14 protein-coding genes are annotated in these 16,096 nt (G+C 48.7%); 10 read left to right on the forward strand and 4 right to left on the reverse strand.

All coding sequences use genetic code 11. The features are described from left to right. The first annotated feature begins 17 nt into the window (after positions 1-17). The 6 genes from ACHWTJ_RS14435 to ACHWTJ_RS14460 all read left to right on the forward strand — a co-directional run bounded on the left by ACHWTJ_RS14435 (position 18) and on the right by ACHWTJ_RS14460 (position 6,012). Positions 18-1,205, forward strand: a complete 1,188-nt coding sequence (locus ACHWTJ_RS14435; protein ID WP_394679905.1) for a DUF2157 domain-containing protein — start codon at positions 18-20, stop codon at positions 1,203-1,205. After that, entirely contained in the window at positions 1,202-1,645 is a 444-nt protein-coding gene (locus ACHWTJ_RS14440; RefSeq protein ID WP_394679906.1) for a GDYXXLXY domain-containing protein, read from the forward strand. Before ACHWTJ_RS14435 ends, ACHWTJ_RS14440 begins: the two co-directional genes overlap by 4 nt. Before the next feature lie 372 nt (positions 1,646-2,017). Continuing rightward, positions 2,018-2,875 (forward strand): S-adenosyl-l-methionine hydroxide adenosyltransferase family protein, encoded by an 858-nt coding sequence (locus ACHWTJ_RS14445; RefSeq protein WP_294748448.1) that lies wholly within the window; start codon positions 2,018-2,020, stop codon positions 2,873-2,875. After that, positions 2,872-3,423 (forward strand): ECF-type riboflavin transporter substrate-binding protein, encoded by a 552-nt coding sequence (locus ACHWTJ_RS14450; protein ID WP_294748451.1) that lies wholly within the window; start codon positions 2,872-2,874, stop codon positions 3,421-3,423. Before ACHWTJ_RS14445 ends, ACHWTJ_RS14450 begins: the two co-directional genes overlap by 4 nt. Positions 3,424-3,493: 70 nt before the next feature. Continuing rightward, positions 3,494-5,197 carry a DUF3744 domain-containing protein gene (locus ACHWTJ_RS14455; protein WP_394679907.1) on the forward strand — a complete coding sequence of 568 codons (1,704 nt, stop codon included), beginning with the start codon at positions 3,494-3,496 and terminating at the stop codon, positions 5,195-5,197. Continuing rightward, positions 5,188-6,012, forward strand: coding sequence for an energy-coupling factor transporter transmembrane protein EcfT (locus tag ACHWTJ_RS14460; RefSeq protein WP_294739494.1), 825 nt, complete (start codon positions 5,188-5,190; stop codon positions 6,010-6,012). The genes ACHWTJ_RS14455 and ACHWTJ_RS14460 overlap by 10 nt, the downstream gene beginning before the upstream one ends. 61 nt (positions 6,013-6,073) lie before the next feature. Here the strand turns inward: ACHWTJ_RS14460 and ACHWTJ_RS14465 are convergent, their stop codons facing one another. From ACHWTJ_RS14465 to folE2, 4 genes are all read right to left on the reverse strand, one after another. Beyond that, complete coding sequence (locus ACHWTJ_RS14465) at positions 6,074-7,867, reverse strand: carbon starvation protein A (RefSeq protein ID WP_294739492.1); 1,794 nt, start codon at positions 7,865-7,867, stop codon at positions 6,074-6,076. A 139-nt stretch (positions 7,868-8,006) separates the two neighbouring features. Beyond that, positions 8,007-8,702, reverse strand: a complete 696-nt coding sequence (locus tag ACHWTJ_RS14470) for a LytTR family DNA-binding domain-containing protein (protein WP_029343193.1) — start codon at positions 8,700-8,702, stop codon at positions 8,007-8,009. Beyond that, positions 8,683-10,449, reverse strand: coding sequence for a LytS/YhcK type 5TM receptor domain-containing protein (locus ACHWTJ_RS14475; protein ID WP_394679908.1), 1,767 nt, complete (start codon positions 10,447-10,449; stop codon positions 8,683-8,685). The genes ACHWTJ_RS14470 and ACHWTJ_RS14475 overlap by 20 nt, the downstream gene beginning before the upstream one ends. A 109-nt stretch (positions 10,450-10,558) precedes the next feature. Next, positions 10,559-11,464 carry a GTP cyclohydrolase FolE2 gene (gene folE2, locus ACHWTJ_RS14480; protein WP_394679909.1) on the reverse strand — a complete coding sequence of 302 codons (906 nt, stop codon included), beginning with the start codon at positions 11,462-11,464 and terminating at the stop codon, positions 10,559-10,561. Positions 11,465-11,789: 325 nt separating this feature from the next. On the opposite strand from folE2, the gene ACHWTJ_RS14485 reads away from it, so the two are divergent. From ACHWTJ_RS14485 to ACHWTJ_RS14500, 4 genes are all read left to right on the forward strand, one after another. Then, the gene (locus ACHWTJ_RS14485) at positions 11,790-12,647 is read left to right on the forward strand and encodes a TerC family protein (protein WP_294739483.1); all 858 of its coding nucleotides are present in this window, start codon (positions 11,790-11,792) and stop codon (positions 12,645-12,647) included. A gap of 192 nt (positions 12,648-12,839) precedes the next feature. Beyond that, a complete protein-coding gene (locus tag ACHWTJ_RS14490) occupies positions 12,840-13,604 on the forward strand; it encodes a TerC family protein (protein WP_294739481.1) in 765 nt (254 codons plus the stop codon). Between the two features lie 51 nt (positions 13,605-13,655). Next, entirely contained in the window at positions 13,656-14,789 is a 1,134-nt protein-coding gene (locus ACHWTJ_RS14495; RefSeq protein WP_394679910.1) for a YfbR-like 5'-deoxynucleotidase, read from the forward strand. Then, a complete protein-coding gene (locus ACHWTJ_RS14500; protein WP_294748465.1) occupies positions 14,786-15,988 on the forward strand; it encodes a multidrug effflux MFS transporter in 1,203 nt (400 codons plus the stop codon). The genes ACHWTJ_RS14495 and ACHWTJ_RS14500 overlap by 4 nt, the downstream gene beginning before the upstream one ends. Positions 15,989-16,096 lie beyond the last annotated feature (108 nt).

Consider the following 16,096-nt stretch of genomic DNA (forward strand, 5'->3'; position numbering starts at 1 on the left):
CGAAGGAGGTGGGTACGGTGAAGCAGTTACGCAAGATACGTGAGTGGCAGGATGCGGGTCTGTTAGATGAAGCGACTGTCGAACGAATCATGAATTACGAAAAGCAACATTCAACGAAACAACGCCTCCCGCTCTTGTTAATTGTTGGAGGGACCTTCGTCGTCTTGGCTGTATTCAGCTTTTTAGCTGCCAACTGGCAAGCGATGCCGGTCGGCTGGAAAATCGGACTTGTCGTAGCACTCATGTGGAGCTGTTACGTCATGGCGGATCTTTCGGAACGTCGTCGTATTCTTCATCCGGTCGTCTTCCGAATTGGTGGAATCCTAGCGTTTGGCGCCTCGATTCTCGTTGTTATCCAAAGTTTTCACTTGCCGATGGAAGGATCACTGCTCAGTTGGTGTATGTTTATCGCCGCATTAGTACATTATATACTGTGGCGTCATGAAGCATATGGTGTCGTCGCCTTCCTTTCCGGATGGACGATCTTTACGAGTCTTGGTGATTTTGGTCAGGAGCAGGCGAGTTATCTCGACTGGACGTCGTTCGGTCTGATGGTCGTGTTGTCGTTCAGTTGGTTTTACTTCAGTCAACGTCTGCCATCGCTTTTGTTTAGTTGGCTGTTCCTCTTCTTCAGTGGTCTCTCCTTGTTTCTCCTCGTATCGTATGACGGATTCCTATGGCCGGTCTGGACGCTATTTTTACTTGTTCCAGTTCTCTGGCTTGTTCGTGAGGAGTCCAATCGTCGGATCGTTGAAATGGTCTATCTGGTCGTTGCTGCCATCAGTTCGATTGTCTATCTGTCTGTACGTGCGGAATCAAATATCGCATTACCATCCATGACAGAAGCGATTCTGCTAGCTATCGTATCCATCGGGTTAGGAATTTTCCTCTATCAAAAACGTCGCTCCTTATTGTTTATCGTACCGCTTGGATTCATCGGTGTCCTGTGGCTCGATGAACAGGCCATTCTACTCGCCATCCTCTTTGAACTATCCGCACTACTGTATCTGTTGTATCAAGAACGTCGTCATGCCGTCGTTTGGCCAGCCTTTCTCTATTTCATTCTCGTTCAAATCGCAATATACGTTATCTATGCGTGGGATCGTTTGAATATGTCTTTGTTTTTCCTCATCGGTGCGCTCCTCATCTTCCTGTTGTCCGGTGTCTTATGGTGGTTACGCCGTAGAGGAGGTGTGGCGTCATGAAACGCTATCTCATGCCTATATTGCAGACGTGCGCCGTAGGTTTATTGATCGTTAGTTTTTTTGCGACCTCCTGGTTCGGAACATCGTATCGCTTTCGAGCAGAACCGTTTGATCCGTTTGATCCCGTTTACGGTGAATACGTGATGCTTCAGTATCCGGATTTAAAACCAGGTCCGACGATTCAAAATGGACGCGTTTATGTCAGCTTCGAGACAGATGCTTCTGGTTATGCTCAAATCGACCGGATTTCGAATGAACGATTCTTCGGAAGTGTTGCTGGCGACTATTACGATCAATACGTGTCGATCCCACAGTTGACGCAGTATTATGTCGAACAGGGAAGCGGAAAACAATACGAGAAAGCTAAAGCACTAGAAGTCCGTGCGGATGTGTCACCATGGGGAACGATCCGGACGACGAATTTAAAAATTTCTGAATAAAAAACCTTGCGTCAGGAATGAAACGGTTGTACTATTAATTTAAATTTTCAGACAACTAAATCTATATGCGTAGACGGGAAGAGTAAAGTGATCAGAAATCGATAGAGAGTCTCTGTTGCTGGAAATGAGACGATTTCGTCATTTGAAGATGGTCCCGGAGCAGTCGGAAGAACGTGAACCGTGTTCATCAGTAGAACCGACCGGTAGGACGGATACCGTTAGCATTCCATGGAGTCTCGTACTCCTAGAGGTGGCTGAACGTGAGTTGAGCCATGAACGAAGGTGGTACCACGTGATCAGACATCACGTCCTGAGAGATAAGGGCGTGGTGTCTTTTTTGTGGGGACGTTCGCGCAGGAGGAGGATGACGAGATGGCAGAAGCATTGGTATTGCAATCAGACTTTGGCGTGAGTGACGGGGCAGTGAGTGCGATGTATGGGGTAGCCCATAGCATCAATCCAGAGATTCGGATTTTTGATTTGACGCACGACATTCCACCGTTCCACATTTGGGAAGCGTCCTATCGGTTACTGCAGACAGTGCCGTACTGGACGGAGCAAACGGTGTTCGTTTCTGTCGTTGATCCAGGTGTCGGGTCAAGTCGAAAGAGTGTCGTCGCGCGGACGCATGCAAATCAGTACATCATCACACCGGATAACGGAACGTTGACGCACCTGTGGCAAGCCGGATACATTGCTGAAGTGAGACAACTCGATGATCAACGGCATCGTCTGCCACGGATGGGGGAATCGTATACGTTTCACGGACGGGATATCTTTGCTTTCACGGGTGCTCGATTATCAAGCCATGTCATCACCTTCGAGGAAGTAGGACCCGTTTTACCTGTTGCGGACATCGTCTTGCTCGACCGGACAGTTGCCTCGTCGTCGAACAGCGGTGTTACCGGTATCGTCGAGATTCTCGATGTTCGCTTCGGAAATGTCTGGACGAATATTCCGGTCGCTCTCGTTCGTCAGGCGGGTCTCGACATCGGTAGCCACGTCAAGGTAACGATTTCGTACCGGGAACGGATCGTCTATGAACAGACACTGCTCTTTGGTCATTCGTTCGCGGATGTGCCAGTCGGTTCAGGTGTCGTTTACATCAATTCGCTGGATCAGATTGCTCTTGCCTTGAATCAAGGTTCGTTTGCGCATGCATTTGAAGTTGGAATCGGAAATGACTGGAGTGTTACCGTACAACAAATCAAAGGAGGAGATCAAACATGAAAGGATTTACGACAAAACAGATCGTCGCAACCGGGATCGGAGCAGCTGTATTCATCATTTTAAGTCGATTCGCTGCGATTCCGACAGGCGTACCGAACACGTCAATTGAGACAGCCTATGCATTTCTTGCATTCATGGCAGTTTTGTTCGGACCAGTCACAGCCGGTTTGATTGGTTTAATCGGTCATGGATTAAAAGATGCGATTCTATATGGTTCCCCGTGGTGGAGTTGGGTCATCGTCTCCGGCTTCGTCGGGTTTGGCATCGGACTGATCGCTAACCGGATTCGCTTAGAAGAAGGCGGATTGACGACACGTAAAATCGTCTTATTCAATGTCACACAAGCCATCGTACAAGCGATCGGTTGGATCATCATCGCACCGGTACTCGATATCTTAATTTACACGGAGCCGGCGAACAAAGTCTTCGTCCAAGGGGCTGTCGCTGCGACATCGAATATCTTGACAGTCGGTGTCATCGGAACGTTGTTGCTGGTCACGTATGCCAAAACAAGAAGTAAAGCAGGCAGCTTGAAACGCGAAGTTTGACCGAATGAGCTATGATCCTGTGCGAAGAGACGGCAGGATCATAGCTCATTTAGCTTGGGGGGAGAAGGACATGACAAACGCGATTGAATTTCAGGACTTTTCATTTACATATCGGAGTCAGTCGGAACCGACACTCCGACAAATTCAGTTAACGATTCAAGAAGGCGAACGCATCTTAATCGTTGGACCGTCGGGTTCGGGGAAAAGTACGCTCGCTCAGTGCATCAATGGGTTGATTCCGTTCTCGTATCCGGGGACGTGGGAAGGACAGGTTCTGATCAAAGGGCAGGACGCTCGAGAATTATCGTTATTTGATCGCTCGTTGCATATTGGCACGGTGTTACAGGATCCAGATGCACAGTTCGTCGGTTTATCGGTTGGCGAAGACATCGCCTTTGCGCTTGAAAATAAACAGACCGAGCGACCGGAAATGCAGGAGATCGTCGAACGCGTCGCACGGATGACGGACGTCGAGACACTCTTACATGCGCGATTGAATGATCTATCAGGAGGACAACGGCAACGGGCGGCTTTAGCTGGAGTACTCGTCGAAGATGCGGACATCTTGTTATTTGATGAACCGCTCGCAAATCTTGATCCGGTAGCGGGTCAAGAGGCGATGGCGCTTATGGATCGATTGCAACGTGAGACGAATCGCACGTTGATCGTCGTTGAACATCGAATCGAGGATGTACTCGTCATTCCGTTTGACCGCATCATCGTCATGGTCGACGGGGAAATCATTGCCGATGACCATCCGGATGTCATTTTAAGTAATGGCGTACTTCAACAAGCGATCTTGCGTGAACCCCTCTATGTCAGTGCCGCACGCTGGGCTGGTATGACTGTTGAACCTGTGGACCAGCCGAGCCGCATCGATCCCTTTTTAAAACAGTTCAATCAGACGGACGTGTTAGAGCGTTTAGAGGAAACGCCTCAAAAAGAGACTGCAACCGCTACTGCGTTACTTGAACTTGAACAGTTGGCGTTTCATTATCGTCAAGGAACACCGGTGCTTGAGAATGTGACGGCGACTTTTCAAAAAGGAACACTGACGACGATCGTCGGTCAGAATGGTGCCGGGAAATCCACCCTTGCGAAAGTATTGAGTGGTTATCAACGGACGACAGGTGGTCAGATCCTACTTGACGGAACCGATATCACGAACCAATCAATCGCAGAGCGAGCAGGAACGATCGGATTCGTCCTGCAAAATCCAAATCATATGATTTCAAAACACCTTGTGCAAGAAGAAATCCGCTACGGGATGCAGGCGCTCAGATTAAGTGAGGCGGAAGAAAATGAGCGTCTCGAGCAGACATTACGTCGTTGCGGATTATATCCGTTTCGTAATTGGCCGATTCAAGCACTGAGTTTTGGTCAGAAGAAACGAGTGACGATTGCTTCGATTCTCGTTCGACGACCGGATATCTTGATTCTCGATGAACCAACAGCCGGTCAAGATTATCGGCACTATTCAGATATGATGGATTTTTTAGAAGGATTAAAAGAAGACGGGATGACGTTACTCATTATCACGCATGACATGCACCTCGTCTTAGAATACAGCGATCAAGTCTGCCTCGTGCAAGCCGGGCGCATCCGTTACGCCGGAACATCATTTGGACTGCTGAATCAAGAACAATTGCTGCATCATGCCCATTTAAAACAAACATCGCTCTTTACGATAGCGGAGCATCTTGAAGTCGACCCGGAACGATTTGTCGAGTCCGTAATTACGGCGGAGCGAAAGGAGCGGGAACAATGGCTGTAGAAATGCTTGGCTATATTGAAAAAACGTCACCAATTCATCGCTTGACAGGAACGACGAAACTGATCGGATTCTTGTTATTTACGACAGCAACGATGTTCACCTATGATACACGGGTCTTACTTGTCATGGGGTTAGTCAGTATCGTGTTATTCCGATTGTCGCGTATTCGGTTTCGGGAAGTCCGGTTCGTCTTGATCTTTACAGCGCTATTCGTCCTGATTAATGCGCTCGCTGTTTATCTGTTCGAACCAGAGCAGGGTGTTGAAATCTATGGGTCGCGTCACGTCTTACTTGAAGGCATCGGACGATTCACGGTGACCGCAGAACAGTTATTTTATCTGTTTAATCTCATCTTAAAATACAGTGTGATCGTTCCGATTGCTGTGTTGTTTCTCGTCACGACCCATCCGACGGAGTTCGCTTCTTCGTTGAACCGGATTGGTGTTCCATATAAAATCGCTTTTGCGGTCTCCTTAGCGCTCCGTTATATTCCGGACGTACAAGCGGACTTCCGGACGATCGCGAATGCCCAAGAAGCGCGGGGGATTGCCGTCTCACACGGTTCGCTTTGGCAACGGGCGCGCAATAGTATCCAGATTTTACTTCCATTGCTGTTTACGAGTCTCGAGCGGATTGAGACAGTCAGTAACGCGATGGACCTCCGTGGATTCGGTGCCGGACGAAAACGGACGTGGTACAACCAAAAAACGATGAACCAGATTGATTATGTCGCAATCAGTTGTATAGTGCTATTGACGATTTTCTCATTCGTCGTCACTTTCTATGATGGTAATCGCTTTTATAATCCGTTTTAAGCATAAGATACGAAAAAGGCAGTGGAGGCGTCCACTGCCTTTTAACATATGACCAATCCGCTTACGCAGATCGTTTTTGATTTTCCCAACGTGGTGAATTCAATAGTTCAATCCATTTCTTGACGGCTGAAATCGTAATGACGATCGCGAGTAGACCCATCGTGACGGACAAGACTGTATTCAAGATGCTGAAACCTGGAGAATCCGGATTCGCATAGACGTTTGCGACCATCCAGATATCCGCGAACGTTACCGTGATCAGAAGGTAGACGAGCGGGATGAACGTCGTCAACGCATAGACTTTTTTATCAGCGATTTTCAAGATGATCGTCGTTCCGATGATCAAGCCGATTGAAGCCATTAGCTGGTTGGATACCCCGAATAATGCCCAAATCGAACCGATGTCACCCGAGAACAGGAGATAGCCCCAGAAGAACGTTCCGAGTGCTGAAGCGAAGATAGCACCTGGAATCCAGTCGACGCGTTTGAGCGGTTTATAGAACTCTCCGAAGAAGTCTTGAATCAAGTAACGAGCAACGCGTGTTCCTGCATCGATTGCTGTCAGAATGAAGACCGCTTCGAACAAAATGACGAATTGGAAGAAGAAGCCGGCAATCTCTTTGAACCATGGGATGGCGCGGAAGATGAACGTCATACCGACGGCGAGTGAGACAGCACCACCTGTTCGACCTGCCAGATCAAGACCGATTTCACGTGAGAGCTCATCGAGATAAACCGTGCTCATACCGAGCGTCGCGAATACTTCAGGAGTTGAGTTAATGGCGAAGTAGTCACCGACTTCTAGAGATGTCGCAGCGATCAATGCCATGACGGCAACGAGACATTCGACAAGCATGGCACCGAAAGCGACCGGTTTGATGTCGCTCCAGCGATTGATCATTTTTGGCGTCGTACCAGAACCAACGAAAGCGTGGAAACCAGAAATCGCACCACAGGCAATCGTAATTGAGATGAACGGCCAGACTGGACCAGCGATGATTGGACCGCCGCCATCAACAAACTTCGTGAACGCCGGGAAACGAATATCCGGATTGATGATGAAGACACCAACGATCAACGCAAGGAAAACACCGATCTTCATGAAACTGGATAAATAGTCACGTGGTGCGAGTAAGAGCCAAACAGGCAAAGCAGCAGCGAAGAAGGCATAGATCGGTAGGGCGATCGCGAGTTGACGTGACGAAAGATCGAACCAATCACCGATGAATGTTTCCGTCAACTGGGGACCAAAACCAATTGCCGCTAGAATCAGTAAGAAACCAACCGTTGAAGCAAGTGCTAGATTACCACCTTTGCGTAAGTAAATCCCAACGAGCATCGCAATCGGAATCGTCGAGAAGACAGCGAATGTACCCCATGGGTTATGTTCAAGGGCGTGCAGGACGACCATCGATAGACCAGCCATCGTGATCGTGATGATGAAGAGCATTGCAAGACCGGCACAAAAACCAGCGACGGGACCTAATTCTTTTTTAGCGACTTCAGACAGCGATTGACCGTCTTGGCGCATCGAGGCAAAAAGAACAACCATATCATGGACCGCTCCACCGATGACGGCACCGATCAAGAGCCACAGTAAGCCAGGAAGGTATCCGAACTGCGCAGCAAGGACAGGTCCGACAAGTGGACCGGCAGCAGCGATCGCTGCGAAGTGGTGTCCGAACGAGACCCATTTGTTCGTTGGGACGTAATCCTTTCCGTCCGCTAGTTTATGAGCAGGCGTTTCGCGATCATCTTTGATTTTTAAGACTTTCGCGGCCATGAACGTACCGTAGAGACGATACGCGATTAATAAGATACAGATGACAGCAATAACGATTGGAGTAGCGCTCATCTAAAATTCCTCCTCTTGAATGAACTATGATGGGTTTAGTATACAAGTTATGGAAGCGCTTTCTTTAATTTTTAGATGAGGTGTCGGTTTTGTCCGATGAAAGGTTGAAAATAGACCTTGAATCACAAAAAAGAAGCGCTTAAATCCCGAGCGCTTCTTTCAGTAGTTTGACATACGTCCGACTGACTGGCACATCAATCTGATGAATTTTTAAGTTGTAGGCCCCGTTGAACCAAGGTTCGATGGCATCTATTGCTGATAAGTTGACGAGGTACGAGCGGTGAACCCGTAAAAAGCGATGATCTTGAAGCTTTCGTTCGAGTTCGAGTAATGTCTCGTTCGATGGATACGCCTCATGTTCCGTGACGATCTTCGTCTTCCCGTTCTCAGCAACGATGTAATCGATATCTTGAGGAGACAATAACTTCAGTTGTTCGCCCGTCTCGACGGCTAAACGTTCAAGTCGAGGTGCTTTTTTCGGAAGCGGTCGCGCGACTTTTTCAATCGCACGGACAATCCGTGCTGGATCATACGGTTTCAAGATGTAGTCATAAGCATTGAGCTCAAACGCTTCAAGCGCATGAGCATCATACGCCGTCACAAACAAAAGAGCCGGAGGACGTGGCATCGATTTCAAGCGTTTGGCGACTTCAAGACCACTTCCGTCCGTCAGCTCGATGTCGAGAAAGACTAAGTCGGGTTGAAGGGAGCGAACGAGTCGTTCGGCTTCCTCGACACTACCGGTTTCCCCGACGACTTCAAGACCGGCTGCGGTCACGTGATATCGGAGCTCGTCACGTGCGAGCGGTTCATCTTCAATCAACAAGGTGCGCATGCTGGATCTCCTTTCTGACTTCAATCGGGAGACGAATCGCGATCGTCGTGCCGTTTTGACCGTCACTCGTGATCGTAAATTGTCCCTTTTCACCATATAAACTTCGAATCCGTTCTGCCGTATTGAATAATGCGGTACCGGTGCCTGAGGACGGAACGACTTCTCGACCGAGACGGGCAAGACGCGAGGCGTCAATCCCGCGTCCGTTGTCGACGACTTCGAGACACAGCTGACCTGCCTCACACCATGCCGTCACCCCGACATATCCCGTCTGTTCAGAAGAAAACGCATGAAGGAACGCATTTTCGATCAACGGTTGTAAGATGAACGGTGGAACGAGTAAGGACGTTGTCTCGTCCGCTAAATCGATATCAAGAAACGGTCGATTCGGAAAACGAGCAGCTTCAAGGGACGTATACGCCTCGATATGCTCAAGTTCCTTTTGGAGCGGAATTTTCGTTGAGCGCGCGCCTTGGAGGTTACTGCGGAAGAACGTCGACAATTCGAGCAACAACGTGCGTGCTTGTTCGACATCCGTTCGGCACAGCGCATAAATCGTATTGATCGCATTAAACAGGAAGTGGGGATGGATTTGTGCTTCGAGTGCCCGGATTTCGGCATCCTTCAGTAAACCAGCTTGCCGCTCTGCGTTCCCGAGTGCCAGTTGTGTCGAAAACAATTTCGCTAACCCTTCAATGAGTTCGACTTCGACAGCGTCGAGCAATTCGGCATGAGGGTAATAGACTTTTAACGTCCCGATCGTCGTTTCCCCGACGATGAGCGGAGCGATGATGCCAGCTTGAAGCGGACAATCTGGTACAGGACAGCCGATATCGAGTCGCTCCGTCACAAGACGGACTTGCCCGTCCTGCAAGACATGTTCGGTCGGTTTCGTCGTCCAGTGACTCCCAGCTTGATGGTGGTCGCTCCCGATACCGATATGGGCGAGGATGACGGATTGATCCGTCAACGAGACGGCTTCGGCTCGCGTTTGTTGTAACAGAATTTCCGCGACAGCTTCTGCCGTATGGATATGTAGACCACGCGTCAGATGCGGAAGCGTTAAATCAGCGATATGCAACGACCGTTCGGCTTCTCGTGCCCGAACCGTTTCCTCTTCTCGCGCAGCAAGACGGATGATCGATAAGAACAACCAGACACCTAGAACGTTAATCAGTGTCATCGGTAAGAAGATGAATTGAACAAGTTCAACGGCCGCATCAAAGGGACGGGAAAACAGTAAAATCAATGACATTTCAAACAGCATTAAAAAAGCAGTCAGACACACGGGCAATAACGCTTGGCTACTGAGGCGGTCGCGCCAATAGGAGCGTAAGAGGCCGCTGACACCGCCGGCGATGACAGTCGAAAGCGCGCAAGCGAACGCTGTGAATCCGCCGAGGGAGTACCGATGAATCCCGACGATCAGTCCGGTCATCAATCCACCGAGTGGACCAGCGAGTAATCCACTGATAACGACGATCATCGTTCGCGTATTCGCGATCGCCGATGTCCCGTCGACTTCTTCGAGCCAAGCATGGGGCAAGAATTCTGCTAAGTCGACTTTGACCCCTGTATAGTTACTTAAGATACCATACGTCGCAAAAAATAAGACGAGGACACGGAATTGCCAGCCGGCTTCCGGTTGACGCAACAGCCGGCGTGTCGGTCCCCACTGGGCGAGGATGAACGCCAAGATGATCATGATACCGAGTCGCTCGAGTAAAAAAGGAATCAGTTCCAACATGTGCATTCCTCCATTCGAGTTAAGTGTAAACGCTCGCAAAACGGAGAGCAATGCCGGTACATAAAAAAACCGCACGCCCTCTAGTGAAGAGGACGTACGGCAAGCCTGCTTATTGTGCGTCTTTATCGAACGTGATGCGTGCGATCGCATCATGTTGGTGAATCGTTTCTTCGTTACGGCATTCGACGTAGAACGAAGCGATTGGATCCATTTCGTACAGATCAGCAGCAATCAAGCGAACCATATCTTCTACGAAACGTGGATTTTCATATGCCAACTCTGTCACGCGTTTTTCATCCGGACGTTTGAGTACCGGGTGAAGTGGCGCTGAGGCATTGGATTCCGCAGCATCAAGCAATGATTGTTTCCAGTCAAAGTCTTCTGCTTCATCACGTAACGATGCTTCCATCGTGACGTAGCCACGTTGGTTGTGGGCACTGTATTCGCTGATTTCTTTTGAACATGGGCAAAGTGTTGTGACGTTAATCGTCAGACCGACAGACAATGTCGCTTCGTTTGTTTCCGTGTTGACACTGACTGTTTGCCACACTTCAGCATTCATCAAACCACTAAGTCCCGTTGCAGGTGCTTTACGTGTAAAGAACCATGGGTAACGGATCGTCAATTGACCTTCCGTTTGTTCCATACGATCCGCTAAATCACGTGCGAATTGAATGAGTGATTCATTCGTGACCGTCCAACCTTCGTTGTGGTATTGATCAAGCTGTTCCGTGAGACGGCTCATGTTGATCCCTTTACGGTCTTGTACGAGTGACGTCGACAGCTCGAACGTCGCGACTGTTGCTTGTGTGTTGTCCCCGTCTTGAATGACGACAGGATGTTTGACGTTTGAGATTCCAACAGCATCAAGTGCGAACAGGAAGTTCTTCGGTGTATTTTGCAAGTCGACCATCTTATCTTTTTCAGTCGGTTTTGTTCCTTTGATTGGTGGTACCGAACCGAACAGCTTATGGCGCTCTTCTTTCGTTGGTAACGTAATCGGGTAGGTAGACATATTCATTGGCCCCTTTGTCCTTTTGTAGTGTTTCAATAGTAATAACATGACAGGAATGCTAGAGACGAGCAAGTCTGATGATTCCGCAAATGTGTTTCATCGTTTCATCACTAGAAGTATTGTCTTGAATTTTATCACGAACGTTCGATAAACGAAACTCGCACGACTTAAAATCGACACATTCCATATCTGAAGGAATAACTTGCTTGCAATCGGGTATATTATCCTATAGTATATGTTCAGGTGAACGTGTAATTATTGTTTTTGTCATAGTCATACAATGTATTTTTGATTTTACAGATAGGCAGAGAAAGGGATGACAGAAATGGATTGGCAGTTATTACTTCAATATGCCTGGGTCGTACTCGTCTTGATCGCGCTTGAAGGATTACTTTCAGCGGATAATGCACTCGTACTTGCGGTCATGGTCAAGCACTTACCAGGAGAACAACAAAAGAAAGCACTTTTTTATGGACTAGCTGGAGCGTTCGTCTTACGATTCGCGGCATTGTTCGCGATTTCGTTCCTCGTCGATATTTGGCAAATCCAAGCACTTGGAGCGGCGTACTTGCTCGTCATGGGACTACGGCATATTTATAAGACCGTCAAAGCCAGAAAGCTCGGTGAGAATCATGGCGCTGAAAATGAACTCGATGCCGAACCGAAGTCAGAAGAACCAGTTTCAAAAGGTGAATTTTGGCGGACAGTCGCAAAAATCGAATTCGCAGACTTAGCGTTCGCAGTCGATTCGATTCTAGCTGCAGTCGCACTCGCCGTTGCTCTTCCGGACTGGGGAGCAGGCGAAATCGGTGGTTTGAACACCGGTCACTTTATCGTTATCCTGACAGGTGGTTTGATGGGGGTAGTCCTCATGCGTTTCGCGGCACGTGTCTTCGTGAAGTTGCTCGCAGAGCGTCCAGGCCTTGAAACCGCAGCCTTTGCAATCGTCGCCTGGGTCGGTGTGAAGTTAGCCGTTCTTGCGCTCGAGCACCCGAAATACCACGCTTCGATCGAGGGAACGATCTTCGAAGCCTTAAAACTTCCGGAAGGATTTGCTCACAGTACACCGTGGCAGGCATTCTTCTGGACAGTCATGGTCGGTCTCGCTCTTTGGGGATGGTTCTCGTCACCGAAGACGAAAGCCAATCCAGATGCGGAGAAGAAAGTCGATCAAAATCTATAAACGACTGAAACGATTCGTCATTTGACGGATCGTTTTTCTGTGTAGCGTATGAAAGAAAGACGCGCACGTTACATCTGTTCAATCAGCGGGAATAAGAGACAGAGTGAAGCTGAAAAGGAGAGCAGGTCTCTTTTTCTTTCCTCATGTCCGGCATATAATGAATAGAATGAACAAAAAAGGGGATTCGTTTGTATGGATATTGGATTAATTACGCAGTATGCGACCGTCGGACTCGTACTGATCATTTTGCAAGGGTTACTTTCTGCAGATAATGCGATGGTTATGGCTGTGCTCGTGCGTCCGTTACCGGATGATCAACGTAAAAAAGCACTGTTCTACGGTCTTGTCGGAGCACTTGTCTTACGTTTCGTGGCAATTTTCTTTGCTTCGTATTTAGCGACGATTTGGGAGCTCCAGGCACTCGGGGCGATTTATCTCTTCTATGTCGCATTTAAAGGAATCGTCGAGGCACGGTCGAATAAACATCAAGTACCGGACGCGATTGCTTCACAAAAGGCATCGCCGAATTTTTGGTGGACAGTCGTTAAAGTCGAATTCTCCGACTTAGCGTTCGCTGTCGACTCGACGCTTGCTGCCGTCGCGATGGCGACGACATTACCGATGATTGGTGGAACGATCGGCGGTCTGAATACAGGACAATTCTGGGTTGTCTTTTTCAGTGGGATCATCGGACTCGTCATCATGCGTTATTTCGCGAGCTGGTTCGTCGTCTTGCTCCAAAAACGACCAGGTATCGAAGAAGCAGCATTTTGGCTTGTGGCATGGGTTGGGGTGAAACTCGTCGTCATGACACTCGCGCATCCATCGATCGACGTCTTACCGCACGAGTTTCCAGAGAGTACACTTTGGCAGACGATTTTCTGGGTCGTCCTTGCCTTGATTCTGATCATTGGTTGGTTCCGAAGTGGAAGCAGCTCCAGTGAATCAGCAAAATAATACAACGACGGGCAGGGTACTCTCTGCCCGTCTTTCGTTAGGAGAGATTTTATGCAAAACGGTAATTTCATTCGCATGTTGACGCGGATGCAAAACGTTCCACGTTGGGATGAATACGCACCACGTTTTCCGGATAACGCAGCCAGTCATAGTTTTCGTGTCGCCTTATTCAGCTTGATGGCAAGCTATTTGGAAGAAGCAGACGGTCAACCGCCAGTCGACCGCCTGACGTTGCTTGGAAAAGCTTTGTTCCATGACATGAACGAGGTCATCACGGGACCGATTAAACACCGGACGAAAAAAGAGCCGACGTTGCATGCGCACATTCAGGCAATGGAACAACAGGCAAGTGAACAGCTCGTTTCCTTACTCTCAAAGTCGCTTCAACCAGCCTTTACGACGTATCTTGTTCATGCGGAAGATGATTCACCGGAAGGACGAATCGTCGAAGCCATCGATACGTTCGATGCGATGTTGTATGCGCGCCGGGAAGCGCGGATGACGGAGTCCGTCTTTTTCGAACAAAAAGCAGCGGAATTACAGGCTGTTCTGGAACGACACCCACTTATTTCCGTCCGTCGCTTGACGCAGTCCGTCATGGAAGAGGACGAGATGTCTCATTTCATAGAAAATGTCTTGATGATGGATACGATTCGACGCTGGAAAGGACGTTTCAACACGATTGATGATAATGATGCGACACATGCGTTTCGAGCAGCCTCGCTTGGTATATTCAATGGATTGATTGAATCAGAAAAATACGGCGTCACGATCGATATCGAAGAAGTCGTCTCTCGCCTCTTGTGTCATGATCTCGTCGAAGGAACGACGGGAGATGTTCTTGGACCTGTCAAACATGCGACACCGGTCACAGCGGCAGCCTTCGAAGCTTATGAACGGGCAGAAGGCGAGACATTGATCAACAATTTACCGGAAGACATCCGAACGCCGTTCCGTCGGTTCGTCGTTGAAGCAAAAGACGAGACGTATGAAGGTCAAATGGTCGACGTGATTGATAAACTCGATGCGTTGATCAAGATGAACATGGAACGTAAACTAAACGGTGTCGAGTATGAAACCGGTTATCGGGCACAACTCAAAAAGGTTCAGATGACATATGAAAATCCATCGGTCGTCTTTTTCCTCGCTTATGTCTTGCATGATTTGGATTACGTGACGTCATGACGAAGACGACGATGACACCACGCCGTTTGACGTTGATCTTGATCCTCGGTTCACTCGCTGCACTAGGACCGCTCTCGATCGACATGTATCTACCTGCTTTTCCGGATATGTCACGCTCATTTGATGCAAGTGCATCACTAATCCAATTGAGTTTGACGGCTTGTATGCTTGGAATGGCGCTCGGACAATTGATTGTTGGTCCGCTCAGTGACGTTCGTGGTCGTAAACGACCGTTGATGCTCGCCTTACTTGCCTATTTGCTGGCTTCGCTTGCTTGTGCGATGGCACCGACGATTGAAGTGTTGATCGCGCTTCGCTTCATCCAAGGGGCAGCCGGAGCGTCAGGTATCGTCATTTCCCGGGCAATCGTTCGTGACCTATTCGAAGGACCTGAATTGACGCGGTTCTTTGCTGCCTTGTCACTCGTTAACGGAACAGCGCCGATTCTCGCACCCGTCATTGGTGGACAACTCCTCCGGTTCGGCGATTGGCATTTCGTCTTTTACTTACTGGCGATTTTAAGTACGTTGATGTTACTTGCGGTTGCGCTACGTTTACCGGAAACACTCCCGCTCGAGAGACGCGTTGAAGGAAATCTGACGACAACGTTGAAGACGTTCGGACGCTTGTTGACGGACCGTGTCTTCATCGGCTATGCGTTCGCGCAAGCATTCGTCATGGGTGCGATGTTTGCCTACATTTCCGGTTCCCCGTTCGTCTTACAAAATATTTATGGCGCTTCGCCGCAACAGTTCAGTTTTTTGTTCGGCTTAAACGGAATCGGAATCATCTTAGCAGCTCAAATCGCCGGTCGTCTTGCTGGTCGTGTCGATTCAGAGCGGCTGATGCGAATCAGTTTGACGATCGTTGCGAGTGCGAGTATCTTATTGTTCCTCGCTTTGACGTTAACGGATCAGTTGATTTTCGTCATGATTCCTCTGTTTTTCGTCGTCTCAAGCGTCGGATTGATCTCAACGCTTGGTTTTACCTTAGCGATGCAAAATTACGGAGCAACGGCTGGAAGTGCTTCGGCACTCCTTGGACTTTTACCGATGCTCGTCGGTTCGCTCGTGTCACCACTGGTCGGCATCATGGGAGAGCAATCGGCTGTTCCGATGGGTCTGATCATCATGACACTCGATTGTCTGGCGCTCGTCCTCTATTACGGACTGATCGTTCGACGATCGAACCGCTCATAAATATTCGTTAGTCAAAAACGTTTGTCCCATTTAGGCGACAAGCGTTTTTTTATTTAATGAAAGGAAAAGAAATGGATTTCATTTTGAAACATTTTCTAGATGATTTGC

The sequence above is a fragment of the uncultured Exiguobacterium sp. genome (genome assembly GCF_964277885.1).
GTDB lineage: Bacteria > Bacillota > Bacilli > Exiguobacteriales > Exiguobacteriaceae > Exiguobacterium_A.